This is a genomic window from Rhodopseudomonas telluris (assembly GCF_042432815.1).
GTDB lineage: Bacteria > Pseudomonadota > Alphaproteobacteria > Rhizobiales > Xanthobacteraceae > Rhodopseudomonas > Rhodopseudomonas telluris.
On sequence record NZ_JBHLWM010000008.1, the window covers coordinates 544,939 to 570,797 of the forward strand.

At 66.9% G+C, this 25,859-nt stretch carries 18 protein-coding genes; 12 read left to right on the forward strand and 6 right to left on the reverse strand.

Going from position 1 to position 25,859, the window contains the following annotated elements:
• Positions 1–21 precede the first annotated feature (21 nt).
• The 6 genes from ACFFJ6_RS20015 to ACFFJ6_RS20040 all read left to right on the forward strand — a co-directional run bounded on the left by ACFFJ6_RS20015 (position 22) and on the right by ACFFJ6_RS20040 (position 11,213).
• Positions 22–5,235, forward strand: coding sequence for an alpha-2-macroglobulin family protein (locus tag ACFFJ6_RS20015; protein ID WP_378391091.1), 5,214 nt, complete (start codon positions 22–24; stop codon positions 5,233–5,235).
• Entirely contained in the window at positions 5,232–7,421 is a 2,190-nt protein-coding gene (gene pbpC / locus ACFFJ6_RS20020; protein WP_378391093.1) for a penicillin-binding protein 1C, read from the forward strand. Before ACFFJ6_RS20015 ends, pbpC begins: the two co-directional genes overlap by 4 nt.
• Before the next feature lie 52 nt (positions 7,422–7,473).
• Positions 7,474–9,216, forward strand: a complete 1,743-nt coding sequence (locus ACFFJ6_RS20025; RefSeq protein WP_378391095.1) for an ArnT family glycosyltransferase — start codon at positions 7,474–7,476, stop codon at positions 9,214–9,216.
• Positions 9,217–10,059: a phosphatase PAP2 family protein gene (locus tag ACFFJ6_RS20030; protein ID WP_378391097.1), complete on the forward strand. Its 843-nt coding sequence runs from the start codon at positions 9,217–9,219 to the stop codon at positions 10,057–10,059.
• Between the two features lie 63 nt (positions 10,060–10,122).
• Complete coding sequence (locus ACFFJ6_RS20035; RefSeq protein WP_378391099.1) at positions 10,123–10,875, forward strand: glycosyltransferase family 2 protein; 753 nt, start codon at positions 10,123–10,125, stop codon at positions 10,873–10,875.
• Positions 10,875–11,213: a lipid-A-disaccharide synthase N-terminal domain-containing protein gene (locus tag ACFFJ6_RS20040; protein ID WP_238732831.1), complete on the forward strand. Its 339-nt coding sequence runs from the start codon at positions 10,875–10,877 to the stop codon at positions 11,211–11,213. Before ACFFJ6_RS20035 ends, ACFFJ6_RS20040 begins: the two co-directional genes overlap by 1 nt.
• Positions 11,214–11,397: 184 nt before the next feature.
• Here ACFFJ6_RS20040 and metC read toward each other — a convergent pair whose 3' ends face one another.
• Positions 11,398–12,594 (reverse strand): cystathionine beta-lyase, encoded by a 1,197-nt coding sequence (metC, locus tag ACFFJ6_RS20045; protein WP_378391102.1) that lies wholly within the window; start codon positions 12,592–12,594, stop codon positions 11,398–11,400.
• Positions 12,595–12,920: 326 nt separating this feature from the next.
• Here metC and ACFFJ6_RS20050 point away from each other — a divergent pair, with 326 nt between their 5' ends.
• Genes ACFFJ6_RS20050 through ACFFJ6_RS20065 form a run of 4 tightly spaced genes read left to right on the forward strand, consistent with a single transcriptional unit; the run spans position 12,921 to position 17,415 of the window.
• Positions 12,921–13,934: an amino acid ABC transporter substrate-binding protein gene (locus ACFFJ6_RS20050; protein WP_378391104.1), complete on the forward strand. Its 1,014-nt coding sequence runs from the start codon at positions 12,921–12,923 to the stop codon at positions 13,932–13,934.
• A gap of 16 nt (positions 13,935–13,950) precedes the next feature.
• Positions 13,951–15,156, forward strand: a complete 1,206-nt coding sequence (locus ACFFJ6_RS20055) for an amino acid ABC transporter permease (protein WP_378391106.1) — start codon at positions 13,951–13,953, stop codon at positions 15,154–15,156.
• Positions 15,153–16,661 (forward strand): amino acid ABC transporter permease, encoded by a 1,509-nt coding sequence (locus tag ACFFJ6_RS20060; RefSeq protein WP_378391108.1) that lies wholly within the window; start codon positions 15,153–15,155, stop codon positions 16,659–16,661. Before ACFFJ6_RS20055 ends, ACFFJ6_RS20060 begins: the two co-directional genes overlap by 4 nt.
• A gap of 13 nt (positions 16,662–16,674) precedes the next feature.
• Positions 16,675–17,415, forward strand: a complete 741-nt coding sequence (locus ACFFJ6_RS20065) for an amino acid ABC transporter ATP-binding protein (protein WP_378391110.1) — start codon at positions 16,675–16,677, stop codon at positions 17,413–17,415.
• A gap of 31 nt (positions 17,416–17,446) precedes the next feature.
• Here the strand turns inward: ACFFJ6_RS20065 and ACFFJ6_RS20070 are convergent, their stop codons facing one another.
• From ACFFJ6_RS20070 to ACFFJ6_RS20090, 5 genes are all read right to left on the reverse strand, one after another.
• Positions 17,447–17,725: a hypothetical protein gene (locus ACFFJ6_RS20070; RefSeq protein ID WP_378391112.1), complete on the reverse strand. Its 279-nt coding sequence runs from the start codon at positions 17,723–17,725 to the stop codon at positions 17,447–17,449.
• Between the two features lie 236 nt (positions 17,726–17,961).
• A complete protein-coding gene (locus tag ACFFJ6_RS20075) occupies positions 17,962–18,999 on the reverse strand; it encodes a cysteine synthase A (RefSeq protein ID WP_378391114.1) in 1,038 nt (345 codons plus the stop codon).
• Between the two features lie 118 nt (positions 19,000–19,117).
• Positions 19,118–20,347: a class I SAM-dependent methyltransferase gene (locus tag ACFFJ6_RS20080; RefSeq protein WP_378391116.1), complete on the reverse strand. Its 1,230-nt coding sequence runs from the start codon at positions 20,345–20,347 to the stop codon at positions 19,118–19,120.
• A 55-nt stretch (positions 20,348–20,402) separates the two neighbouring features.
• Positions 20,403–21,239, reverse strand: a complete 837-nt coding sequence (locus tag ACFFJ6_RS20085) for a DUF1365 domain-containing protein (protein WP_378391118.1) — start codon at positions 21,237–21,239, stop codon at positions 20,403–20,405.
• 2 nt (positions 21,240–21,241) lie between these two features.
• The gene (locus ACFFJ6_RS20090) at positions 21,242–22,555 is read right to left on the reverse strand and encodes an NAD(P)/FAD-dependent oxidoreductase (RefSeq protein ID WP_378391120.1); all 1,314 of its coding nucleotides are present in this window, start codon (positions 22,553–22,555) and stop codon (positions 21,242–21,244) included.
• 423 nt (positions 22,556–22,978) lie between these two features.
• Between ACFFJ6_RS20090 and ACFFJ6_RS20095 the strand changes: the two genes are divergently transcribed.
• Both ACFFJ6_RS20095 and ACFFJ6_RS20100 read left to right on the forward strand, forming a co-directional pair.
• On the forward strand, positions 22,979–24,427 hold the full coding sequence (locus ACFFJ6_RS20095; protein ID WP_378391122.1) for an efflux transporter outer membrane subunit: 1,449 nt from the start codon (positions 22,979–22,981) through the stop codon (positions 24,425–24,427).
• On the forward strand, positions 24,417–25,823 hold the full coding sequence (locus ACFFJ6_RS20100; protein WP_378391124.1) for an efflux RND transporter periplasmic adaptor subunit: 1,407 nt from the start codon (positions 24,417–24,419) through the stop codon (positions 25,821–25,823). The genes ACFFJ6_RS20095 and ACFFJ6_RS20100 overlap by 11 nt, the downstream gene beginning before the upstream one ends.
• Positions 25,824–25,859: the final 36 nt, after the last annotated feature.

Genomic DNA, 25,859 nt, shown 5'->3' on the forward strand with positions numbered 1-25,859 from the left:
CGCGCGGCAGGGGAGTTCGACATGATCGGTTGGGTTCGCACCATTGCGCTGTGCACGGCGCTGGCGCTCGGCAGCGCCTCCGCTTTGGCCGCCGACAAGGCCTTCAAGCGGGACGACCTGGCGGATTCGGCGATCAAGCTGGAAGCCCAGATCAAGAGCGAGGCGGGGGCGGTCGCCAAGCCGGCGGCGAGCCTGCGCACCGATGCCGACGCCGCGCTGCGGCGCGGGGATTACCGCAGTGGACTGCAGATCATGGGGCAGATCGCGGCGGTCGATCCGGCCGACGGCAGCAATTGGCTGCGGCTCGCCAAGACCGTGTTCCAGATCAAGGCGCCGACCAGTTCCGAACAGACCTTCCTGCTGGAGCGCGCCTCGACCGCCGCCTACATCGCCTATCAGCGCGCCGGCAATGCCGGCGAGGAGGCCGACGCGCTCGCCGTGCTCGGCCGCTCGCTGGCCGATCGGCGGCTGTGGCGGCCGGCGCTCGATACGCTGCGGCTGTCGCTCGACCTGCGCGAGGTCGCGGACGTCCGCGGCCGCTACGAGAAGCTGCGCGACGATCATGGCTTCCGGCTGCTCGACTACACCGTGGATTCCGACTCGGCGTCGCCGCGGGCGTGCTTCCAGTTCTCCGAAGACCTCGCCAAGCGCACCGACTTCGCGCCGTATCTGGCGCTGGCCGGCACCGACAAGCCGGCGCTGACCTCGGAAGACAAGCAGCTCTGCGTCGAGGGGCTCAAGCACGGCGAGCGCTACAACATCAATCTGCGCGCCGGCCTGCCGTCGACCGTCAAGGAGACGCTGCCGAAATCGGCCGAGTTCAACATCTATGTCCGCGACCGCAAGCCGCTGGTGCGCTTCACCGGCCGCGCCTATGTGCTGCCGCGCACCGGCCAGCGCGGCATCCCGCTGGTCAGCGTCAACACTCCAACCGTCGCCGTGCAGGTGTTCCGAATCGGCGACCGCAACCTGATCAACACCGTGGTCGACAGCGACTTTCAGCGCACGCTGAGCCGCTACCAGCTCGACGATCTCGGCAGCCAGCGCGGCGCCAAGGTGTGGTCCGGCGAACTCGATACGGCGCCGGCGGCACTGAATGCCGACGTGACGACGGCCTTCGCAGTCGACCAGGTGCTCGGCGATCTGCAGCCGGGCGTCTATGTGATGACCGCCGCGCCGAAGGGCCCGGTGGCCAATACCGATGACGACGGCCAACTCGCGACGCAGTGGTTCATCGTCTCCGATCTCGGCGTCACTGCGTTCTCGGGCAATGACGGCATCCACGTCTTCGTCAATTCGCTGGCCTCGACCGATCCGGTCGGCAAAGCCGAGGTCCGGCTGATCGCGCGCAACAATGAGATCCTGGCGACCCGCAAGACCGACGACAGCGGCCATGTGCTGTTCGAGGCCGGGCTGGCGCGCGGCGAGGGCGGCATGTCGCCGGCGCTGCTGACGGTGACCGGCGAGAAGGCCGACTACGCCTTCCTCAGCCTGAAAACGAGCGCGTTCGACCTGTCCGACCGCGGCGTCTCCGGCCGCGCGGTGCCGGCCGGGGCCGACGCTTTCGTCTATGCCGAGCGCGGCGTCTATCGCTCCGGCGAGACCGTGCATCTCACCGCGCTGCTGCGCGATGGCCAGGGCAATGCGCTGGTCGGCGGCCCGATGACGCTGGTGGTCGAGCGGCCGGACGGCGTCGAGTATCGCCGCGCCGTGCTGTCCGATCAGGGCGCCGGCGGCCGCAGCCTCGACGTGGCGCTGAACTCGGCGGTGCCGACCGGCACCTGGCGGGTCCGCGCCTTCACCGATCCGAAGGGCGCCAGCATCGGCGACACCACCTTCATGGTCGAGGACTACGTCCCTGACCGGATCGAATTCGATATCTCCACCAAGGACAAGCAGATCAAAGCTGATGCTCCTGTGGAACTTAAGGTCGACGGCCGCTTCCTGTACGGCGCGCCGGCTTCCGGCCTAGCGCTGGAAGGCGACCTGCTGGTCGCGCCGGCGGATGGCCGCCCGGGCTATCCCGGCTATCAGTTCGGCGTCGCCGACGAGGAGACCACCAGCAACGAGCGCACGCCGCTGGAGAACTTGCCGGAAGCCGACGCCAACGGCAGCGCGACCTTCCCGTTGGTCCTGCCCAAGCCGCCGTCCTCGACCCGGCCGCAGGAAGCGCAGATCTTCATCCGGATGCGCGAGGCCGGCGGCCGCGCCGTCGAGCGCAAGCTGGTGCTGCCGGTTGCGCCGTCCGCGCCGATGATAGGCGTGAAGACGCTGTTCACCGAGAAGAACGTCGCCGAGGGCGACAACGCCAAGTTCGAGGTCGCCTTCGTGGCGCCGGACGGCACCGCGCTGGCGCGCTCCGGCCTGCGCTACGAGCTGCTGAAGATCGAGTCGCATTACCAGTGGTACCGGCAGAACTCGTCCTGGGATTACGAGCCGGTGAAGTCGACCAAGCGCGTCGCCGACGGCGATGTCTCGGTCGCGCCCGGCAAGCCCGGCCAGCTGTCGTTCCAGCCGGAGAGCGGCCGCTACCGGCTCGACGTCAAGACCGCCGATGCCGACGGCCCGATCACCTCGGTGCAGTTCGATGTCGGCTGGTATTCGGACGGCTCGGCCGACACGCCCGACCTGCTCGAGACCTCGGTCGACAAGCCCGAATACGCCTCGGGCGATACCATGACGGTGACCGTCAACGCGCGGACGGCCGGCCTTCTGACCGTCAACGTGCTCGGCGATCGCCTGCTGACCACGCAATCGGTGGCGGTGAGGCAGGGCTCGTCGCAGGTCAAGCTGCCGATCGGCAAGGACTGGGGCACAGGGGCCTATGTGGTGACGACGCTGCGCCGCCCGCTCGACGCCGCCGCGCAGCGGATGCCCGGCCGCGCCATCGGCGTGCAGTGGGTGTCGATCGACAAGAAGGCGCGCACGCTCGCGGTGACGCTGTCGCCGCCGGCGCTGGTGCGGCCGTCCACCACGATGAAGCTGCCGGTGAAGCTCGGCGGGCTGGCGCCCGGCGAGGACGCCAAGATCGTGGTCGCCGCAGTCGATGTCGGCATCCTCAATTTGACCGGGTACAAGCCGCCGGCGCCGGACGACTACTATCTCGGCCAGCGCCGCATGACGTCGGAGATCCGCGACCTCTACGGCCAGCTGATCGACGGCATGCAGGGCACCCGCGGCCAGATCCGCTCGGGCGGCGACTCCGCCGGCGCCGAGCTGCAGGGCAGCCCGCCCACGCAGAAGCCGCTGGCGCTGTATTCCGGTATCGTCACGGTCAGCGCCGACGGCTCTGCCGAGATCAGCTTCGACATCCCGGAATTCGCCGGTACCGCGCGGGTGATGGCGGTGGCGTGGACCGCCACCAAGGTCGGCCGCGCTAATGTCGACGTCACGGTGCGCGACCCGGTGGTGCTGACCACGACGCTGCCGCGCTTCCTGCGCAACGGCGATCGCGGCACCATGGCGTTCGATCTCGATAACGTCGAAGGCGCGCCGGGGGACTTCACCATCAAGGTCACCGCGACCGGTCCGGTGAAGCTGTCAGGTCCGGCCTCGACCACGATGAAGCTCGCCGCCAAGCAGCGCGGTTCGGCCCAACTGGCGATCGACGCCGGCGGCGCCGGCACCGCGGCGCTCGACGTCGCCATCAGCGGCCCGAACGGGCTGGCGCTGGCGCGGCACTACGCGCTCGACGTGCGCCCCGCCAACCAGACGCTGGCGCGGCGCGTCGTCCGGACGCTGGCCAAGCAGGAGAGCCTGACGCTGACCGGCGACATGTTTGCCGACCTGGTGCCGGGCACCGGCAGCGTGTCGCTGTCGGTCAGCCAGTCGCCCGCGCTCGATGCCGCCACCATCCTGAAGGCGCTCGATCGCTATCCGTTCGGCTGCTCCGAGCAGATCGCCAGCCGTGCGCTGCCGCTGCTCTACGTCAATGACCTCGCCGCCAGCGCCCATCTGGCGATGGATACGGCAGCCGACGAGCGCATTCGCAACTCGATCGACCGGCTGCTGGCTCGCCAAGGCTCGAACGGCTCGTTCGGGCTGTGGTCGACCGGCGGCGACGACGCCTGGCTCGACGCCTATGTCACCGACTTCCTGACGAGGGCGCGCGAGAAGAACTTCGTCGTGCCGGACGTCGCGTTCCGCAGCGCGCTCGACCGCATCCGCAACGCGGTGGTCAACGCCGAGGAGCCGGAGAAGGACGGCGGTCGCAACCTCGCTTACGGGCTGTACGTGCTGGCCCGCAACGGCGTCGCGCCGATCGGCGACCTGCGCTATCTGGCCGACACCAAGCTCGACAAGCTGGCGACGCCGATCGCCAAGTCGCAGCTGGCCGCGGCGCTGGCGCTGGTCGGCGATCGCGCCCGCGCCGAGCGGGTCTATGCGGCGGCGGCCGGCGACCTTGCGCCGAAGCCGGTGATCCAGTTCGGCCGCGTCGATTACGGCTCAGCGCTGCGCGACGCCGCCGCGCTGGTGTCCCTCGCCAGCGAGGGTAACGCGCCGAAGGCGACGCTGACCACGGCGGTGCAGCGCGTCGAAGCCGCGCGCGGCCTGACGCCCTACACCTCGACGCAGGAGAATGCGTGGCTGGTGCTGGCGGCGCGGGCGCTCGCCAAGGAGACGATGAGTCTCGACCTCAACGGCAGCGCGATCAAGACCGCGCTGTATCGCAGCTACAAGGCCGACGAGGTGAGGGCCGAGCCGGTCAAGATCGCCAATGCCGGCGATGCGCCGGTGCAGGCGGTGGTGACGGTCAGCGGTTCGCCGGTGATGCCGGAGCCGGCCGCCAGTAACGGCTTCAAGATCGAGCGCAACTACTTCACGCTCGCCGGCGAGCCGGCCGACATCACCAAGGCGAAGCAGAACGATCGCTTCGCGGTGGTGCTGACGATCACCGAGGCCAAGCCGGAATTCGCCCATGTGATGGTGGCGGACTATCTGCCCGCGGGCCTCGAGATCGACAATCCGCATCTGGTGTCGTCCGGCGACGCCGGCACGCTGGACTGGATCGAAAACGGACAGGAGCCGGTCAACACCGAATTCCGTGATGACCGTTTCACCGCCGCGATCGACCGCGGCACCGAGGACAAGGCGGTGTTCACCGTCGCCTATGTGGTCCGCGCGGTGTCGCCCGGCAAATACGTACTGCCGCAGGCGGTCGTCGAGGACATGTACAACCCGTCCCGCTACGGCCGCACCAACACCGGCACCGTCGAGGTACGGGCGGCGAAATGAGCGACGAAGGCACCACATCGCCTCCCTCATTGCGAGCGGAGCGAAGCAATCCAGCGCCGCGCGCGCTGCGTGGATTGCTTCATCGCTTCGCTCCTCGCCATGACGGGCGGCGGGGGCGGTCGCTCATCAAGAGGGCCGCAATTGCGGTCGCAGCCCTCGTCGTCGTTGCGATCGGCAGCCTTGCCGCCTACGTCGCGTCGCTCGGGCCGCTGCCGCTGGACGAAGCGCGCAAGACCTCGGTGACGGTGGTCGATCGGCACTGCAAGCTGTTGCGCGCCTATGCGATGGCGGATGGACGCTGGCGGCTGCCGGTCGATGCCACGACCGGCGTCGATCCGCGCTATCTGCAGCAACTGCTCGCCTATGAAGACAAGCGGTTCTGGTCGCATCACGGCGTGGACCCGCTTGCCGTCGGCCGAGCCGCGCTACAGCTCGTCACCCGTGGCCACATCGTGTCGGGCGGCTCCACCATCACCATGCAGCTCGCGCGGCTGATGGAGCCGCGGCGCGAGCGCTCGCTCACGGCGAAGCTGCACCAGATGGTGCGTGCCATCGAACTCGAACACCGGCTGAGCAAGCAGCAAATTCTCGATCTGTATCTGGCGCTGGCGCCGTATGGCGGCAATCTCGAAGGCATCCGTGCGGCGTCGATCGCTTACTTCGGCAAGGAGCCGAAACGGCTGTCGCTGTCCGAGTCCGCGCTGCTGGTGGCGCTGCCGCAATCGCCCGAGACCCGCCGGCTCGACCGCCATCCCGAAGCCGCGCAGGCGGCACGCAACCGCGTGCTGGCCCGGATGGTCGAGGACGGCGTGGTCAGCGCCGAGGATGCGGCGCAGGCGAGGGCGGTGCCGGTGCATCGCCAGCGCAGGCCGATGCCGATCCTGGCGCCGCACTCCGCCGACCAGGCGACCTCGGCGGTGAAGGATTCGCCGGTGATCCGGCTGACGCTCGACGCCGGCATCCAGCGCGCACTGGAGTCGCTGGCGCGCGACCGGGCGCTGGCGCTCGGCCCGGACATCTCGATCGGCATCATGGCGGTGGACAACGAGTCCGGCGACGTGCTCGCCCATGTCGGCTCGGCGGATTATTTCGACGACCGCCGCGCCGGGCAGGTCGACATGACCAGGGCGGTGCGCTCGCCGGGGTCGACGCTGAAGCCGTTCATCTACGGGCTCGCCTTCGAGGACGGCTTCGTCCACCCGGAGAGCCTGATCGACGATCGGCCGGTGCGGTTCGGCGTCTATGCGCCCGAGAATTTCGACATGACGTTCCAGGGTACCGTGCCGGTGCGCAAGGCGCTGCAGCTGTCGCTGAACGTGCCTGCGATCGAACTGCTGGATCGCGTCGGCTCAAGCAGGCTGGCCTCGCGGCTCAAGCAGGCGGGCGCCGGTCTGGTGCTGCCGAAGGACGAGGCGCCGGGGCTGGCGATGGGTCTCGGCGGCGTCGGTATCCGGCTGGTGGACCTCGTGCAGCTCTACAGCGGCGTCGCACGCCTCGGCAATGTCGTGCCGCTGCAGGAAATCGCCAGCGACTCCAAAGCTGAACGCGAGACTCTGCGTCTGATGGATAAAGTCGCGGCCTGGCAGGTCGGCAACGTCCTGCTGGGCACCCCGCCGCCGGAGAACGCGGTGCGCAACCAGATCGCCTTCAAGACCGGCACGAGCTACGGCTATCGCGACGCCTGGTCGGTCGGGTTCGACGGCAAGATCACGATCGGCGTCTGGGTCGGCCGGCCCGACGGGGCGCCGGTGCCCGGCCTGATCGGCCGCGTCGCCGCCGCGCCGGTGCTGTTCGACGCCTTCGCCCGCACCGGGCAACTGCGGGCGGCGCTGCCGAAGCCGCCGCGCGGCACCCTGATCGCCAGCAACGCCCAGCTTCCGCTGCCGCTGCGCCGGTTCCGGCCGGCCGGCGATCTGGTGCGCGCCGGCAGCGAGCAGGCGCTGCGAATCCAGTTCCCACTGAACGGATCGCGGATCGACTCGATCAGCCAGGCCTCGACCGGGGCGCTGCCCGTCAAGGTCGCCGGCGGCGTGCTGCCGATGACCGTGATGGTCAACGGCATCGCGGCTGGTGAGATCGACGGCCGGCGCCAACGGCTGGTTGCGCCGCCGGGGCCCGGCTTCGTCCGCGTCACCGTGATGGATGCGGTCGGCGCTGCAGACACAGTCGTGGTGAGAATCCAGTAGCGGCCCCTGCCAAGTGGTTGTCCGCCTATCGGTTTCAGCGTATGCGAAACCGATGATCCAAACCTCTGCATCAGCCCGTTTCGGTGCCCCTCGCGAGCCCAGGAAGGCCATGGACCCCGGTCGCGGGCTTGTGGCCGTGCTGGATTTCGTGTCCGTCAGCCACCTTCGCGCGGTGGTGTTTCTGGCGCTGGTCGGTCTGGTGTTCTTCCTGCCGGGGTTCTTCAACATCCCCCCGATCGATCGCGACGAGGCGCGCTTCGCGCAGGCCACCAAGCAGATGGTCGAGACCGGCGATCTGGTCGACATCCGCTTCCAGGAGGAGGTCCGCTACAAGAAACCGGTCGGCATCTATTGGCTACAGGCGGCGGTCGTGGAGACCGCATCCAAGATGGGCCTGCCGCGCGCCGAGGTGCGGATCTGGCTGTATCGCGTGCCATCGATGCTGGGGGCGATCGGCGCGGTGCTGATGACCTATTGGGCGGCGCTGGCTTTCATCGGGAGGCGAGGGGCCGTCGTCGCCGGGCTGTTGCTGTGTAGCTGCATCCTGCTCGGCGTCGAGGCCCGGCTGGCCAAGACCGACGCCTTCCTGCTGTTCACCGTCACCGCCGCGATGGGCGCGATGGCGCATGTCTATCTCGCCTGGCAGCGCGGCGACGACCGCTACAATTCCTGGGCGACACCGGCGATCTTCTGGACCGCGATCGCGGCCGGCATCCTGCTCAAGGGCCCGCTGATCCTGATGTTCATCGCCCTGACGGTGATCCCGCTGGCGATCATCGACCGGTCGGCCGCGTGGCTGTGGCGGCTCAAGCCGCTGGTCGGCGTGCCGTGGGTGCTGCTGCTCGTGCTGCCGTGGTTCATCGCGATCTTCCTGCGGGCCGGCGAGACGTTCTTCGCGGACTCCGTCGGCGGGGACATGCTGAGCAAGATCGCCAGCCCGAAGGAGTCGCACGGCGCACCGCCCGGCCTGTACTTCCTGCTGTTCTGGGTGACGTTCTGGCCGGGCGCGCCGCTCGCCGCGATGGCGGCGCCGGCGGTTTGGCGCGCGCGCCGCGAGCCGGGCGCGCAGTTCCTCCTCGCCTGGCTGATCCCGTCCTGGATCGTGTTCGAGATCGTCATCACCAAGCTGCCGCACTACGTTCTGCCGCTGTATCCGGCGATCGCCATCATGACGGCCGGAGCGATCGAGCGCAGCGTGCTGTCGCGCTCCTGGCTGACCAAGGGCGCGGCGTGGTGGTTCGCGATTCCGGTCGTGGTGCTGACGCTGGCGATCGTCGGCGCGATCATCCTGACCCGTCAGCCGGTGTTCCTGGCGTGGCCGTTCATCGCCGCCTCGCTGATCTTCGGGCTGTTCGCGTGGCGCTTGTTCGACGAGAATCGCGCCGAGGCGTCGCTGCTCAATGCGGCGCTGGCGTCGCTGTTTCTCATGACCGCGACGCTCGGCGTCGTGGTGCCGAAGCTGCGGCCGGTGTTCCCCAGCGTCGAGATCGCCCAGGCTTTGCGCAAGGTGGTGTGCGTCGGACCTCAGGCCGCCGCCGTTGGCTATCAGGAGCCGAGCCTCGTTTTCATGACAGGCACCGATACGCTGCTGACTGACGGCTCCGGCGCCGCCGACTTCCTGCTCGGCGGCAGCTGCCGGTTTGCCCTTGTCGAGGCACGTAGCGAGCGCGCCTTCGCGGCACGCGCCGAGGCGATCGGGTTGCGCTACAACGTCGCCACGCGGATCGAGGGCTACAACTTCTCGCAGGGCAAGCCGGTCTCGATCGCGATCTTCCGGTCGGAAGGCACGCAGTAGATGCCGCCGACCGAGCGCGGCGGGACGCGCAGCTATCCCGTGGAATTGGCGACGTTGATTGGCCAGTCGCTGGCGCGGCTGGTGCGCGAGCCGTCGCATTCGCGGCGCGCCGAAGCCGGGCGCCGGTGGGCGCGGCACACGCTGCTGATTTCCGCGGTGCTCGCCGTTGCGGTCGTCATCTTGATGGTCGCGATCGACTCGTTCGAAATCGGGCTGATGCCGGCGCGCGGCACGGCCAGCCTGTGGCCGCTCAAGATCCTCACCGATTTCGGCAAATCGGCTTACGTGCTGTGGACGCTGGTGGCGCTGCTGGTGATCGTGGCGTTGCTGCTGCCGCTGACCAAAGGCGTGCAACGCGTCGTGATGATCGGGATCGGCACGCGGCTGCAATACGTTTTCTTGTCTGTGCTTGTGGCGGTGTCGGCGACCGAGGTGCTCAAGGGCATGATCGGCCGTGGCCGCCCGTTCGTCGGCGACTCCGCCAACCCGTTCAACTTCTCGACCTTCGCCTGGGGCGAGCCCTATGCCAGCCTGCCGTCCGGGCATGCGACGACTGCGTTCGCGCTGGCGATCGCCGTCGTGGCGCTGTTCCCGCGGCTCCGGGGCCTGATGTTGGCCTATGCGGTGATCATCTGCCTGACCCGGCTGGTGCTGTTGGCCCATCACGCCAGCGACGTGGTCGCCGGCGCCATGGTGGGGACGATCGGCGCGATGGCGGTGCGCTACTGGTTCGCGGCGCGGCGGCTGGCCTTCACCATCCGCCCCGATGGCACCATCGAACCGCTGCCGGGCCCGTCCTGGGATCGACTTAAAAAGGTTGCCCAGGGCCGCGCAGCCCCATAAGAAGCGGTCGCGCCTGCGCGCGCCCGGCCGCGAGTTCCTGTCGGCCCCGGATTGTTCCGAACCATGCCTGAATCCATCTCAGACTCCGGTGCGCCGCTTGCGGTGTCCATTGTGGTGCCGGTGCGCAACGAGGCCGACAACGTTGCGCCGCTGATCGCCGAGATCGCCGCCGCGCTCGACGGCCGCTGGCGCTATGAGATCATCTATGTCGACGACGGCTCGACCGATGCCACCCCGCAGCGTCTCGCCGACCTGCGGCGCGAACGGGCCAATCTGCGCCAGATCCGCCATGCCAAATCCTGCGGGCAGTCCGCGGCCGTCCGCACCGGGGTTCGTGCCGCGCGCGGCACCATCGTCGCGACGCTGGATGGCGACGGCCAGAACAACCCGGCCTTCATCCCGGACCTGATCCGCGCGATCGAACAGGGCGGCGACCGGTTCGGGCTCGCCGCGGGCCAGCGTGTCGGCCGCAAGGACACCGGATTCAAAAAGCTGCAATCCAAGGTCGCCAACAAGGTGCGCGACGCCATCCTGAAGGACGGTACCCGCGACTCCGGCTGTGGCCTGAAGGCATTCCGCCGCGACGTGTTCTTGGCGCTGCCGTATTTCGATGGCTTGCATCGTTTCCTGCCAGCGCTGGTTCGCCGCGAAGGCTACGACGTCGCCTATGTGGACGTCGCCGACCGGCCGCGGCTCTCGGGCGTTTCCAATTACGGCTTCTTCGACCGGCTGTGGGTCGGGCTGATGGATCTCGCCGGCGTGTGGTGGCTGATCCGCCGCAAGAAGGCCGTGCCGGCCGCCACCGAGGTGATTTGATGCTGATTTCTTACGGCCAGGCGCTCGGCGACTACATGTACGACGTGTTTGTCGCCAAATTCGATTTCTGGCTTGCCTTCGGCCTCGTCGCGCAATTGCTGTTCACCGCGCGCTTCCTGGTGCAGTGGATCTCCAGCGAGCGCGCCGGCAAAAGCGTCGTGCCGATGGCGTTCTGGTTCTTCTCGATGGGCGGCGGCCTGATGACGCTGGTCTACGGCATCGCCAAGCGCGAACCGGTGATCATTCTCGGCCAGGCGATGGCCACGGTGATCTACATCCGCAACATCATGCTGATCATCAAGAACCACTCCCGCGGCTCGGAGAGCCTGCCGAACTGAGCGGCTCGGCGGCAACGTCGTCAGCTCGGACGCCCGATGGAGCTGGCGACGGAACGAAGAAATTCAACGTCATTGCGAGCGAAGCGAAGCAATCCAGCTCAGTGCACCGAGCTGGATTGCTTCGTCGCTTCGCTCCTCGCAATGACGGAGCGGCGGAGACGGGCGGCGTCAACTGGCCCTCAGATCACCGCGCCGCGTTGAACGCCGCGAAGCCGCGCTCGAGATCGGCCTTCAGATCGTCGGTGCTTTCCAGCCCGATATGCAGCCGCAGGGTCGGGCCGCCGGGATTCCATTTGGTCGCGCTGCGATAGGTCGCGCAGTCGAACGGAATCACCAGGCTTTCGAATCCGCCCCACGAATAGCCCATGCCGAACAGCTTGACGGTATCGAGCAGGGCGTCGACCGCCTTCTGCGGCGCGTGTTGCAGCACGATCGAGAACAGGCCGGACGCACCGGTGAAGTCGCGCTTCCAGATCGCATGGCCCGGGTCGCTCTCCAGCGCGGGATGCAGCACGCGCTGCACTTCGGGCCGCTCCGCCAGCCAGCGCGCCATGTCGAGGCCCGACCGCTGATGCTGCGCCAGCCGCACCGACAGCGTGCGCAGGCCGCGCAGCGCCAGGAACACGTCGTCAGGCCCGGCGCAGACGCCGAGCTGGCGAATGCCCTCGGCGATCTTCGGCCACGCGGCCTGATTGGCCGCGACGGTGCCGAACATGATGTCGGAATGGCCGCCGATATATTTGGTGCCGGCCTGGATCGAGATGTCGACGCCTTGCTCCAGCGAGCGGTGATACAGCGGCGTGGCCCAGGTGTTGTCATCGATCACCAGCGCGCCGCGGGCATGCGCCACCGCGGCGATCGCTGGAATGTCGGTCATCTCGAAAGACTGCGAGCCGGGCGCCTCGACCATCACGGCGGCGGTGTTCGGCTTGAACAGGCTCTCGATGCCGGCGCCGATCAAGGGATCGAAATAGCTGGTCTCGATGCCGAAACGCTTGAGCGTCTGCTCGCAGAACAGCCGCGTCGGCCGATAGGCATTGTCACATACCAGCAGGTGATCGCCGGCTTTCAGCACAGAGAGCAGGGCGGTCGAGATCGCCGACACGCCGGACGGCGTCAGTCCGACACCGGCACAGTGCGGGCCTTCGAGGGCCATCAGCGCCTGCTGCAGGGCCTTGGTGGTCGGCGTGCCGTGGCGTCCGTAAGAATACTCGCCGCGATGGGCGTGCAGATCCTCTGCGGTCGGATACAGCACGGTGGAGCCGCGCACCACCGGTGGATTGACGAAGCCCTTCTGCGCTGTGGTGTCGCGCCCGGAGGTGACCAAAAGTGTCTGCGGGCTGAGCGACGAGGCGATGTCGCTGTGGTCGGAAGAATCCATGTCGGGCTCGCTGATGAGGGACCGCGGTCGCTGCGCACGGGTCGGCGCTGCGGCTGGCGAACGATATGTCTAATAGCAGTCTTGGGAAGTTGGCCGTCAACCCCTTGACACGGCGGGCAACTCGTTCTGTGATGCAACCAAGCTGTCTGGACGCCGTGCGGAGGGACTCGCGCCGATGTCGACCCGGGGTCAACCCGCACGGAACCGCAGCGATGGCCATGCGGGCGTGAAGCGCCGATCCAACGGCTGCTCTGCCGCAGGCCTCAACCAGCACACATCATTCATTGCCGACTGACCCGGCAAGTCATCGCTCGAAAGGCCTCTTCATGAAACGCGTATCCCTTGTCGCCGCTGCCTTCGCCGCCTGCTTCGCGGCCCAGAGCGCGGACGCGCAGACCCTCAAGACCGTCAAGGATCGCGGGATGTTGTCGTGCGGCGTCAGCCAGGGACTGCCGGGCTTCTCATCGCCGGACGACAAGGGCAACTGGACCGGCCTCGACGTCGACGTCTGCCGCGCCGTCGCCGCGGCGATCTTCGACGATCCGAGCAAGGTGAAGTTCGTGCCGCTGTCGGCCAAGGACCGCTTTACGGCGCTCCAGTCCGGCGAGATCGACGTGCTGTCGCGCAACACCACCTGGACGCTGTCGCGCGACACCTCGCTCGGCGTCAACTTCGTCGGCGTGAGCTATTACGACGGCCAGGGATTCCTGGTGAAGAAGGCGCTGAAGGTCAACTCCGCGCTGGAGCTCAACAGCGCCTCGATCTGCGTGCAGACCGGCACCACCAACGAGCAGAACGTTGCCGATTACTTCAAGGGCAACAACATGAAGTACGAGGTGATCGCCTTCGCCAACGCCGACGAGGCGATCAAGGCTTACGAGTCCGGCCGCTGCGACGTGTTCACCTCCGACGTCTCGCAGCTTTACGCGATGCGGCTGAAGCTGACGACGCCGGCCGACCACATCGTGCTCCCAGAAGTAATTTCGAAGGAGCCGCTCGGCCCGCTGGTCCGCCACGGCGACGATCAGTGGTTCGATATCGTCAAGTGGACGCTGTTCGCGATGGTCAATGCCGAAGAACTCGGCATCACTCAGGGCAACGTTGCCGAGCAGGCGAAGTCTGACAAGCCGGAGCTGAAGCGGGTGTTCGGCACCGACGGCAATCTCGGCGAACAGCTTGGCCTGACCAAGGACTGGGTCGCGCGTATCGTCAAGGCGACCGGCAATTACGGCGAATCCTTCGAGCGCAACGTCGGCACCGGCTCCAAGCTCGAAATCGCGCGCGGTCTGAACAAGCTCTGGAACAAGGGCGGCATCATGTACGCGCCGCCGATCCGCTGAGGCACGGATCGCAGCCGTGGCGATCGAGCCCCGACGTCCGCCGGCGCAGCTCGGCGCCAAGCTGCGCCATGCGCTCGGTGGACGATCCGGCTGGAAAGGGCTGATCGCGCAGGTACTGTTCGTCGCCGCGTTGTGCTGGATCGGCTACGCGATCGTCGATAATGCCCGCGAGAACCTGGCCAACCAGCGCATCGCCTCCGGCTTCGGCTTCATGTCGCAAACCGCGGGGTTTGGTGTCAGCCAGACGCTGATCCCGTATGCGGAGTCCGACAGCTACACGCGGGTGTTTCTGGTGGGCCTCGCCAACACCCTGCTGGTGTCGGTGGTCGGCATCTTCTTCGCGACGGTGCTCGGCTTTCTCGTTGCCCTCGGACGGCTGTCGCCGAACTGGCTGATCTCGCGGATCTCGGGCGGCTATGTCGAACTGGTCCGCAATCTGCCGCTGCTGTTCCAGATCCTGTTCTGGTATCTGGCCGTGCTTGGCGCGCTGCCTGGACCGCGCCAGAGCGTGTCGGTGTTCGACAGCGTGTTCCTGTCCAACCGCGGCATCGTCGTGCCGCGGCCGGTCGGCGAAGCCGGGCTCGACGGCTTTCTGGTCGCGCTGCTGATCGGCGTGATCGTCGCGATCGTGCTGCCGATCTTCGCGCGGCGGCGGCTGTTCGCGACCGGCAAGCCGATGAAGGTGTGGCCGTGGATCGTCGGTGCACTGATCGGCCTGCCGCTGGTCGCGGTGCTGATTTTCGGCAAGCCGTTCGGCTTCGAGATCCCGGTGCTGAAAGGCTTCAACTTCGCGGGCGGTTCGCGGCTGGCACCGGAATTCGTCGCGCTGACGCTGGCGTTGTCGACCTACACGGCCGCCTTCATCGCCGAGATCGTGCGCGCCGGCATCCTATCGGTGCACAAGGGCCAGATGGAAGCGGGCGCCTCGCTGGGCCTGTCGCGCGGCGCGACGTTGAGGCTGATCGTGATCCCGCAGGCGATGCGCGTGATCCTGCCGCCGCTGACCAACCAGTATCTCAACCTGACCAAGAACTCCTCGCTCGCGGTGGCGATCGGCTATCCCGATCTGTTCTCGGTGTTCGCCGGCACCACGCTAAGTCAGACCGGGCAGGCGATCGAGGTCATCGCCATCACCATGAGCGTCTATCTGGTGATCTCGCTGATCACCAGCGGGCTGATGAGCCTGTACAGTTGGCGGATCAACCGGAGCATGGGCGCATGAGCGAGCTCGGATCCGTGGCGCCCGCGTTCGTCCGCGATCAGGAGGTTCAACCGCGTCCCGCGCCGGTTCGCACCACCGGCTTCGTCGCGCTGGTCCGCGCGCGGCTGTTCAATTCGCCGACCAACATTATCCTGACGCTGATCGGCGTGCTGCTGCTGTATTTCATCATCGTGCCGCTGGTGAAGTTCCTGCTGGTCGACGCGGTGTGGACCGGCAGCAATCGCACCGACTGTCTGGCTGAGACGTTGCATCGTAACGTCGGCGCGTGCTGGCCGTTCGTGCAGGCGAAGGCCTCGCAATTCGTCTACGGCTTCTACCCGCAGCCCGAACGCTGGCGCGTCGATCTGACCTTCGCGATCGCCGCGCTGCTGCTGCTGCCTCTGCTGATCCCGCGCGCGCCGGCAAAGACGTTGAATGCCGGGCTGTTCTTCGTGGCGTTTCCGGTCGTGGCGTTCTTCCTGCTGCACGGTGGCGGGCTGAACGGTTTCGCGGTGTCCTGGATGACCGACCTGCTGTCGGGCCTGATCGGCAGCCTCGCCGAAGCCGGCAGCAAGCTCGCAAAGGGGGGCGCGGTCGCGGTGAGTATCGGCAAGCCGGTGCTCGGGCTCGCGACTGCCTTGTCCTGGCTGATCGCGCCGCTGATCTGGCTCCGCGACTGGATCGCCGCGAGCGGTCAGCCGGTGTGGATCGATCTCGGACTGACCGCCGTGATCGCGCTTGCGCTGGTGATCGCGCTGAGCGGCGGGCTGCGCAACGGCGTGCGGCCACTGATCGTGATGATCGGGCTTTTCCTCGGCATCGCGCTGGTGATCGCGGTGCTGCGGCTCGACCGCGGCGGGCTGCCGATCGTCGGCACCCGGCAATGGGGCGGCCTGCTGATCACGCTGGTCGTCTCGGTCACCGGCATTGTCGGTTCGATGCCGATCGGCATCGCGCTCGCGCTCGGGCGGCGTTCGTCGATCCCGCTGATCCGGGTGTTCTCGGTCGCCTTCATCGAGTTCTGGCGCGGCGTGCCGCTGATCACCGTGCTGTTCTTCGCCACCTATATGCTGCCGCTGTTCCTGCCCGGCAATTTCACCGTCGACGGGCTGGTGCGCGTGCTGATCGGCATCGCGCTGTTCGCCGGTGCCTATAACGCCGAAGTCATTCGCGGCGGCCTCAACGCGATTCCGCGCGGGCAGGCGGAAGCGGCGAGCGCGCTCGGGCTGTCGTACTGGAAGACGACCGGGCTGATCGTGCTGCCGCAGGCGCTGCGCCACGTCATTCCGGGCCTCGTCAACAGCTTCATCGCGCTGTTCAAGGACACCTCGCTGGTGTCGATCGTCGCGCTGTTCGATCTGCTCGGCCAGCTCCGCGCCGCCTTCGCCGATCCGAACTGGTCGACGCCGACCACGCTGTTTACCGGCTTCGCCTTCACCGGGCTGATCTACTTCGTGTTCTGCTTCGCCATGTCGCGCTACTCGCTGTTCGTCGAGCACCGGCTCAACGCGCACCGGCGCACCTGACAGAGGAATTTCAATGGCCGAGAAACCGATCGTCTCGATCGCGGGGCTCAACAAGTGGTACGGCGAGTTTCACGTATTGCGCGACATCAGCCTGGACGTCGGCCGCGGCGAGCGTATCGTGATCTGCGGGCCCTCAGGCTCGGGCAAGTCGACGCTGATCCGCTGCATCAACGCGCTCGAGGAATTTCAGGAGGGCGAGATCGTGGTCGACGGCATCGATCTCGGCCCGAGCCTGAAGCACGTCGACGACATCCGCCGCGAAGTCGGCATGGTGTTTCAGAGCTTCAACCTGTTTCCGCATCTCACCGTGCTGGAGAACTGCACGCTGGCGCCGATCTGGGTGCGCAACATCCCGAAGAAAGACGCCGAAGCCACCGCGATGAAGTTCCTCGAGCGGGTGCGGATTCCCGACAAGGCGAACAAATATCCCGGGCAGATCTCCGGTGGCCAGCAGCAGCGCGTCGCGATCGCGCGGGCGCTGTCGATGAATCCGAAGGTGATGCTGTTCGACGAGCCGACCTCGGCGCTCGATCCCGAGATGGTCAAGGAAGTGCTCGACACCATGGTCGATCTCGCCGAGGAGGGCATGACCATGCTGGTCGTGACCCACGAGATGGGCTTTGCCCGCGAGGTCGCCAACCGCGTCGTGTTCATGGACGCCGGGCAGATCATCGAGGCCAACGCCCCCGAAGAGTTCTTCGCCCATCCGCAGCATGCACGGACCAAGCTGTTTCTCAGCCAGATCCTGCGATGAGCTTGACCGAGGCTGGTCGCGCTCCGGTCGTTCAGATGGTGCTGGACGCCGACGAATAGCGCTTGAGGCGGTTTGCGTCGTTCGTGGAGAACTGGCCGAACACCCGTCGGATGCGGTCCGCCGGAGTCACGTTGTCGCTGAAGCTGCGCTGCTGCTGGGCGCTCGCGGCCGCAAACCGCGGCGCATACGAGGCGCTGTTGTAGATCGCGTCATTGAAACGCGGCGGGCCTTCTCCGAACACCGCGTCGATGATCACCAGCACCGCCAGCAGGGCGGGACCGACGCAGACGAAGTATCTGAAGACGGGCATGACGCGCTCCTTGTCGCGACAAGGAAACGTCGGCAGCGATGAAGGGCAGGTTGACGGCGCCGCAGGTCTTGCAGCTTCGGTTCCCGTTCGGTTAACCGGATCACGAGAATGCGCCGATTTCCGGCGATGCGTTGGTCATTCCGCGAGGTGCGCAGCGCGAATCCGGAATGACCAATGAGAGGTCTTCAACGATCAGCAGCCTCGACGAGTGAGCTGCTGCGTCCACCGTTGCAGGCTCACTCGGCCTCGAACGGCACCGCGATCTTGCTCTGCGTCTCCATCCACTCCGGCACCGGCAGGTTCTTGCTGCGCATGAAGTCCGGGTTGAACAGCTTCGACTGATAGCGGCTGCCGTAGTCGCACAGGATGGTCACGATGGTGTGGCCGGGCCCGAGGTCCTTGGCGAGCCGGATCGCGCCGGCGATGTTGATGCCGCTCGAGCCGCCGAGGCAGAGACCTTCGTGTTCGAGCAGGTCGTAGACGATGCCGACGGCTTCCTCGTCGGGGATCTGGTAGGCGTCGTCGATCTGCGCGCCGTCGAGATTGGCGGTGACGCGGCCCTGGCCGATGCCTTCGGTGATCGAGGAGCCTTCCGACTTCAGCGCGCCGTGCTTGTAGTAATTGTACAGCGCCGAGCCCATCGGGTCGGCGAGCGCGACGCGGATCTTGGGATCGAGCTGCTTCAGCCCGATCGAGACGCCGGCGAGCGTGCCGCCGGAGCCGACCGCGCAGATGAAGCCGTCGATCTTGCCGTCGGTCTGCTTCCAGATTTCCGGCGCCGTGGTGTCGATATGAGCCTGGCGGTTAGCGACGTTGTCGAACTGATTGGCCCAGATCGCGCCGTTCGGCTCGGTCTTGGCGAGCTGCTCGGCGAGGCGGCCGGACAGCTTCACGTAGTTGTTGGGATTGGCGTAGGGCACCGCCGGCACTTCGATCAGCTCGGCGCCGCACAGCCGCAGCATGTCCTTCTTTTCCTGGCTCTGCGTATTCGGGATCACGATCACGGTGCGAAAGCCGAGCGCGTTGGCGACCAGCGCCAGCCCGATGCCGGTATTGCCCGCGGTGCCTTCGACCACCACACCGCCGGGGCGCAGCGCGCCGCGGCCGACCGCGTCGCGAATGATGCCGAGCGCCGCGCGGTCCTTCACCGACTGGCCGGGGTTCATGAATTCGGCCTTGCCCAGCATGGTGCAGCCGGTCTGTTCCGACGCGCGCTTCAGCTTGATGAGGGGCGTGTTGCCGATCGCGTCGACGACGTCGTTCTTGATGATCATGATGTCCGAGAGCGTGGAAGGTCGGTTGCGGGACCACAACCTAAGAGACGAGGCGGCGTCCGACAAGGCAGGCTGCCGAATTGACGTGCAAAGCGAACGCGTGTGGTGAACGGCGCAATCAGTTCGCTTTTGCGAACACGACCTGCCGGACGTCGATGTTCCCCGACAGGAAGCCGGCCTCGCAATAGGCGAGGTAGTACTCCCAAAGCCGGCGGAAGCGATCGTCGAAGCCCTGTGAGGTCAGGTTCGGCCACGCGGCGCGGAAATTGTCTCTCCAGGTCGCGAGCGTCTTGGCATAATCTTCCCCGAAAATGCGCTCGCGGATGACAGGGACGCCAAATTTCTCGCCGAGAGATTTCAGGACCCCAGGCGACGGCAGCATGCCGCCGGGGAAGACGTAGCGCTGGATGAAATCGACCTCGCGGCGGTAGGCCTGGAAGAAGCGATCCTGAATGGTGATCGCCTGGATGCCGACCAGCCCGCCGGGCCGCAGCCGGTCGCGCAGTTGTGAAAAATATCGCGGCCAGAACTGCTCGCCCACAGCCTCGATCATCTCGATCGAGGCAATCCGGTCGTATCGCCCGCGCTCGTCGCGGTAGTCCTGCAGGCGGATCTCGACCTTGTCGGAGAGCCCGGCGCGCTGCATCCGCGCCTGCGCGAAGTCGCGCTGTTCCTTGCTGATGGTCAGGCCGACCAGACGCACGTCGAAGGTCTTGGCGGCATATTCGGCGAAGCCGCCCCAGCCGCAGCCGATTTCCAGCACGGTCTGCCCCGGCCGCAGATCGATCGCCTCGGCCAGCCGCTGATATTTGTTGATCTGCGCCGCCGTGAGGTCGTGAGTGTGGTCCTCGAACAGCGCCGAGGAGTAGGTCATGCTCGGATCGAGCCAGGCCGAATAGAACGCGTTGCCGATGTCGTAATGGGCGTAGATGTTCTTTCGCGCCTGCCGCTTGGTGTTGCGGTTGAACCAGTGCCGGACGATCTGGACGAACCGCATCAGCGGATTGTCGCCGAGCATCGCCTGGATCAGCTCGTGGTTGACGCAGAACAGATACAGGAATTGCGTCAGGTCCGGCGTGTCCCAATCGCCGTTGAGATAGGCTTCGGCGATGCCGATGTCGCCGCCGTTGATCAGCCGGCTCGCGAACGCATAGTTGTGCAGCCGCATCTCGGCGGCGGGCCCGGGCTCGGCGCCACCCATACGGAAGCGGCGGCCGTCGGGCAGGGTGACGTCGAGCGTGCCGCGGCGCAGCCGCGCCCCGAAGGCGAGCGCCATCCGAACCACGCGGGGCAGCCCCACGAGCTTGGCGTCGACGTTTTCGGGGGTCAGTGTCACTAACTCGCGCATTTCAGTTCCATCACAGGGGCCCAGGCCGCACGGATGGAAACGCCGGGCTCACAGGTTATGGAGTATAAGCATCGCGCGGTCCGGCTGCAAAGCCGGTCGATGGCGGCGCAGGCGGACGCGGCACCAGCCGCGCCCCCTTGATCCACAGCCGCAACGCTTCCCAATGGATCGCCGCCATCACCTTCAACGTCATCAGTGGCAGCGCGACGAAGGCCCGCAGCAGCGACGCCGTCGACAAAGGTCTGCGCCGGCCGTTGAAGGTGGCGGCGAGCAGCGGCCCGGTGGCGTCGGTCTCGAGGATGCGCAGCTTCACCACGTCGTCCGGCGGCGTGATGCGGAAGTGATAGCGCATCGCCATCTCGATGAAGGGTGAGACGTAGAACAGCTTGTCCTGCGCCTGCCGCAGCCCGGCGGCGGTGAGTTCGCCCGGGCGGACCGGCAGTACATAGGGGTGAATGTCGCCGAAGGTGTTGCGGACCTCGTACACCACCAGCGCCAGTGCGCCGTTGGCCGCGTAGCCAAAATACACCGACAGCGGATTGAACGTGTAGCCGAGCAGCCGCGGATACGTCAGCAGCAGGACGCGCCCGCCGGTGAGATCGACCCCATTGGCGCTCGCGCAGCGCTCGATATAGGCGCGCAGCGACGCCCCGTCGCGTTCGCCATGGTCTTTTTCGTAGAAGCTGTACAGCGCGCGGCGATTGACGCCGAACAGCGGCGTCATCCGGCCGGCTTCGGCGAGCCGGTCGAGATCGATCAGCAGCGACATCACCCGGTAGTTGAAGCGATGTCCCATCGGCTTCAGCCGCGCATGCATGACGTCGCCGACATACAGCGCGGCCGGCGGATCCCCGGCCGTCGCTGCAATCCTGTCTGCGCCAGATGTGGCCATGCTTATTCCGCCGCCTGGCTGAACTCGGTGGGTGGTCCGCGCCACGGCACCGGCGCGCCGAGGTTTTCCGCCACCGCGAGGCCGGATCGCAGCCCGTCCTCGTGGAAGCCGTAGCCGGTCCAGGCGCCGCAGAACCAGGTGCGGCGCTGGCCCTGAATTTCGCCGATCCGGCGCTGCGCGGCGAACGCCTTGGCGGTGTACTGCGGATGATCGCAATCGTAGCGGCCGAAGGTCAGGGCCGGATCGGGCGCGAATGGCGGGTTGAGGCTGACGAACAGCGGCTTGTCCGGGTCGATGCCCTGCAGCCGGTTCATCCAGTAGGTGACGGCGACGTCGTTGACCGGCGAGTGCGCACGCTGCCAGCGCAGGAAATTCCACGACGCCCAGGCGCGCTTGCGTTTCGGCATCAGCCGCGGGTCGCGATGCAGATAGACGAGGTTGGGCGCGTAGCCGATGCTGCCGAGGATCTCGCGCTCGTCGTCGCTCGGGTCGCTGAGCATCTCCAGCGCCTGATTGCTGTGTGCGCCGATCACGACGTGGTCGTACACGTCGGTGTGGCCGAGGCTGTCGCGGACGATGACACCCTTCGGCGTGCGCTCGATGCCGGTCACCGCCGCGCCGAGCCGCAGCCGGTCGCCGAACGCCGCGGTCAGCTTCTCGACATAGCGGGCGCTGCCGCCTTTGACGGTGCGCCAGATCGGACGTTCGTAATGCAGCAGGCGATGGTTGTTGAAGAAGGCGACGAAGTTCTCGGCGGGGAAGTCGAGGATTTCGTGCGCCGGCGCCGACCAGATCGCCGCGCCCATCGGGGCGAGATAGTCGGTGAGCAGCCGCGGTGCGAATTTGCGACTGGTGAAATATTCGCCGAGCGACAGACCTACGAGGGCGCCGGATTTGAAGTCGGCGACGCTCTGCTCGTTGAATGTCAGGATGTGTCGCAGCATCTTGAGGTAGGACGGCGACAGCAGGTTGCTCGGCTGCGCGAACAGGCCGCGTGCGGTCTCCAGCCAGTTCGAGCCGCCGCCCTTCCATTCGAATCGGCCCGAATCGGCAGACACGGCGAAGCTCATGCAGCTCTCCACCGTCTCGACGCCGAGATGGGCGAATAGCGCGGTGAGGTCCGGGTAATTGAGCTGGTTGTAGACGATGAAGCCGATGTCGACGGGAATCGGGGTGCCGTCATAATCGACGGTGATGGTGTGGCTGTGACCGCCAGGGCGCAATTCGCGCTCATAGACAGTCACCGGGTATCGCGACGACAACGCCCAAGCGGCGGCATTGCCTGCGATTCCCGTTCCAACAATAGCGACGTGCATTCCTGGCCCCCTCAGCCCACCACTGGTTCCCGAGCTACGACGGGCCTCCGCCCGAGGTTTCAACACGGAACGTGTTGGGACTCGGCGAGCGGGCAGGGTCGATCCACAACGGCAACGAAACAGATGAAATCTTTGTAAGCTTTGCCTCATCTTGGAACACGGTCAAGATGGGGAAAACCCCACAAAACAAGGCGATACCGGCAATCGCGCAAAATGCGGCGCGCGAAGCGGAAACATTCTGTCACCGGCGCGGTGCCGGACGGGCCTGTGCGCCGCCCGTTCGGACCGCTAGAGTGCGTCGGGGCTTGAGAAAGCGTTTTCCGAGAGCATGTTGCGAGTGACTGGCAGAGAGCATCGTCCGCCGTTCGGTCAGGCGCGGGGTGCGTGGCGATCCGCCGCGCCCTGCGACGGGTCGTGTCCCGCATGAATCCGTTGTTGCGCAGTTTTGGCCAGTCACTGCGGATGATGGCGGCGTCAGCCCTCGTCGTCTCGGCGGGCGGCTGCATTCTGACCCAGGACCTGCCGGACCCGGCGCTCGACCTGCCGCCTCGGTATAAGGCCGCATCAACCACCGCGCTCGACCGGCCGCCGGCCATCGACTGGTGGCGCGGTTTCCGCTCGGCGGAACTGACGCAGCTGATGGAAGAGGCGCAGACGGTCAATCTCGACATCGCCGCCGCGACCGCGCGAATCCTGCAGGCCGACGCGCAGGCCCGCATCACCGGCGCGGCGCTGCTGCCGTCGCTCACCGGCAATGGCAGCGGCTCACAGAACAAGACGTCGGGCAGCAATATCCAGAACACCACGATCGCCGGCCGGCGCTATGCGACCTATTCGGCGTCGCTGAGCGCCAGCTACGAGATCGATTTCTGGGGGAAGAATCACGACGCGGCGCTGGCGGCCGAAGAGACCTCGACCGCGAACCGGTTCGACCGCGACACCGTGGCGCTGACCACGATGGCGAGCGTCGCCAACGCGTATTTCCAGGTGCTGGCGTCGCAGGACCGGATCCGCACTGCGCGCGAGAATATCGCCAGCGCCCAGCGCATTCTCGACGCGATCAAGCAACGGCTGGCCGCCGGCACCGGCAGCGATCTCGATGTGGCGCAGCAGGAGAGCGTGTTGGCCAATCAGCGCGCCGCGGTGCCGCCGCTGCAACTGACGCTGGCGCAGAACCTCAACACGCTGGCGACGCTGCTGGCGCGACCGCCGGAAAGCGTGAAGATCGTCGGCGGCTCGCTCAACAGCCTGGGCTCGCCGCGGGTGACGCCCGGACTGCCGTCGGAGTTGTTGACGCAGCGTCCGGATATCCGCCGTCAGGAGGCGCAGCTCGCGTCGGCGACCGCCAATGTCGGCAACGCTCGCGCGCAGTTCTTCCCGAGTATTACGCTGACCGGGCAGGGCGGTTATCAGAGCGCGGTGCTGGCGTCGCTGTTCACGCCGCAGGCCACGTTTTCCAACCTCGCCGCCGGGCTGACCCAGCCGATCTTCGACGGCGGCAGGATCCAGGGCAATTTCGATCTGACCAAGGCGCAGCAGGACGAACTGCTGCAGACCTATCGCAAGACCGTGGTGTCCGCCTTCGCCGATGTGGACAATGCGCTGGAGTCGATCAAGCAGAACACGATCCGGCTGCGGCTGCAGCGCGACGCCGTGGCGTCGTCACGGCGCGCCTTCAACCTCGCCGAACAGCAACTACGCGCCGGCACGGCGGACATCGTGACTGTTCTCAACACGCAACTGACACTATTTACGGCTGAGGATACGCTGATCCAGACGCAGCTGGCGCGCTATCTGGCGATCGTCAGCCTGTTTCAGGCACTCGGGGGCGGCTGGGAGCCGAGGATGGAAAGGCCGGTCAATGCTCTTTAAGCCGGACTCGAACGACGCGTCCGGTGTGGACGCCGAGGCCAGAAGCAGCCTCGGATCGCGGATGCGGCGGCGGCTGGTGTCGCTGCTGGTAACCGCCGTGATTCTGGGCGGGCTCGGCTACATCGCCTGGAGCGCGTTCCAGACCAAGCCCGCGCAGATGGGCCGCGGCAATGGCGGTCCGGGCGGACGCCCCGACATGTCTGTGCCGGTGCTGGCGGCGACGCCGAAGATCGAGGACGTGCCGGTGTATCTCGACGGCGTCGGCTCGGTGCGGGCGCTCAACACCGTGACCGTGCGGGCGCAAGTCGACGGCAAGCTGATCTCGGTCAATTTCATCGAGGGCCAGGACGTCAAGGCGGGCGACGTGATCGCCGAGATCGATCCGGCGATCTATCAGGCGCAATACGATCAGGCGGTGGCCAAGAAGGCGCAGGACGAGGCGCAGCTCGCCAATGCGCGGATCGACCTGACCCGCTATCAGCAACTCGCCGCCTCCAACGCCGGCTCCAAGCAGCAGGCCGATACCCAGAAGGCGACGGTGGCGCAGCTCGAGGCGCAGGTGCGCTCCGACCAGGCCGCGATCGACAACGCCGCCGCGACGCTGAGCTACACCAAGGTCGTGGCGCCGATCTCCGGTCGCGCCGGCCTGCGCCAGGTCGACAAGGGCAACATCGTCCACGCCTCCGACACCACCGGCATCGTCGTGCTGACGCAGTTGCAGCCGATCGCGGTGTGGTTCAGCCTGCCGCAGCAACAGATCGTCCGCGTCAACGCCGCGGCCGGGCAGCGCACGCTGCCGGTCGACGTCTTCGGCAATGACGGCGTCACTGTGGTCGACACCGGCACGCTGAAGGGCGTCGACAACCAGGTTGATTCCACCACCGGCACGGTGAAGCTGAAGGCGGAGTTTCCGAACGCGAAACATCAGCTCTGGCCTGGCCAGTTCGTCAATGTGCGGCTGAAGGTCGAGACCTTGGATCAGGTCGTGGTGATCCCGACCTCGGCGGTGCAGCGCGGACCGGCCGGCACGTTCAGCTACGTGATCGATCAGGACAACGTCGTCCACGCGCGTCCGGTCAAGGTGACGCAGCAGAACGAGACCGAAGCGGTCATCGCCAGCGGGTTGTCGCCGGCCGACCGTGTCGTCACCACCGGTTTCGCCAACCTGTCCGAAGGCGCCAAGGTCAGCATCGGCGACGCCAGCCGGGTGCCGACCGCCGATCTCGCGCCGCAGAAGCGCCGCCGTGGGCCGCCCGGCGCAGAAGGCCAGAAGGGGCAGGGCAGCGACAATGCTTCGGGCGAGCAGGGCAAACGCCGCCGCGGGGAGGGCGGAACGGGCGCGCAGGGGGCTGCGCCGTCCGGCAATGAATCGTCGGGGTCGGCGAAGGCGCCCTGAGCGCCCGCCGTATCCGGCAGAAGCTGAACCCGCAGC

What these genes read in the sequence shown, in the direction of transcription:
- ACFFJ6_RS20015 (WP_378391091.1), top strand. Translation starts at nt 22, where the DNA reads ATGATCGGTTGGGTTCGCACCATTGCGCTGTGCACGGCGCTGGCGCTC.
- pbpC (WP_378391093.1), top strand. Translation starts at nt 5,232, where the DNA reads ATGAGCGACGAAGGCACCACATCGCCTCCCTCATTGCGAGCGGAGCGA.
- ACFFJ6_RS20025 (WP_378391095.1), top strand. Translation starts at nt 7,474, where the DNA reads ATGATCCAAACCTCTGCATCAGCCCGTTTCGGTGCCCCTCGCGAGCCC.
- ACFFJ6_RS20030 (WP_378391097.1), top strand. Translation starts at nt 9,217, where the DNA reads ATGCCGCCGACCGAGCGCGGCGGGACGCGCAGCTATCCCGTGGAATTG.
- ACFFJ6_RS20035 (WP_378391099.1), top strand. Translation starts at nt 10,123, where the DNA reads ATGCCTGAATCCATCTCAGACTCCGGTGCGCCGCTTGCGGTGTCCATT.
- ACFFJ6_RS20040 (WP_238732831.1), top strand. Translation starts at nt 10,875, where the DNA reads ATGCTGATTTCTTACGGCCAGGCGCTCGGCGACTACATGTACGACGTG.
- metC (WP_378391102.1), bottom strand. Translation starts at nt 12,594, where the DNA reads ATGGATTCTTCCGACCACAGCGACATCGCCTCGTCGCTCAGCCCGCAG.
- ACFFJ6_RS20050 (WP_378391104.1), top strand. Translation starts at nt 12,921, where the DNA reads ATGAAACGCGTATCCCTTGTCGCCGCTGCCTTCGCCGCCTGCTTCGCG.
- ACFFJ6_RS20060 (WP_378391108.1), top strand. Translation starts at nt 15,153, where the DNA reads ATGAGCGAGCTCGGATCCGTGGCGCCCGCGTTCGTCCGCGATCAGGAG.
- ACFFJ6_RS20065 (WP_378391110.1), top strand. Translation starts at nt 16,675, where the DNA reads ATGGCCGAGAAACCGATCGTCTCGATCGCGGGGCTCAACAAGTGGTAC.
- ACFFJ6_RS20070 (WP_378391112.1), bottom strand. Translation starts at nt 17,725, where the DNA reads ATGCCCGTCTTCAGATACTTCGTCTGCGTCGGTCCCGCCCTGCTGGCG.
- ACFFJ6_RS20075 (WP_378391114.1), bottom strand. Translation starts at nt 18,999, where the DNA reads ATGATCATCAAGAACGACGTCGTCGACGCGATCGGCAACACGCCCCTC.
- ACFFJ6_RS20080 (WP_378391116.1), bottom strand. Translation starts at nt 20,347, where the DNA reads ATGCGCGAGTTAGTGACACTGACCCCCGAAAACGTCGACGCCAAGCTC.
- ACFFJ6_RS20085 (WP_378391118.1), bottom strand. Translation starts at nt 21,239, where the DNA reads ATGGCCACATCTGGCGCAGACAGGATTGCAGCGACGGCCGGGGATCCG.
- ACFFJ6_RS20090 (WP_378391120.1), bottom strand. Translation starts at nt 22,555, where the DNA reads ATGCACGTCGCTATTGTTGGAACGGGAATCGCAGGCAATGCCGCCGCT.
- ACFFJ6_RS20095 (WP_378391122.1), top strand. Translation starts at nt 22,979, where the DNA reads ATGAATCCGTTGTTGCGCAGTTTTGGCCAGTCACTGCGGATGATGGCG.
- ACFFJ6_RS20100 (WP_378391124.1), top strand. Translation starts at nt 24,417, where the DNA reads ATGCTCTTTAAGCCGGACTCGAACGACGCGTCCGGTGTGGACGCCGAG.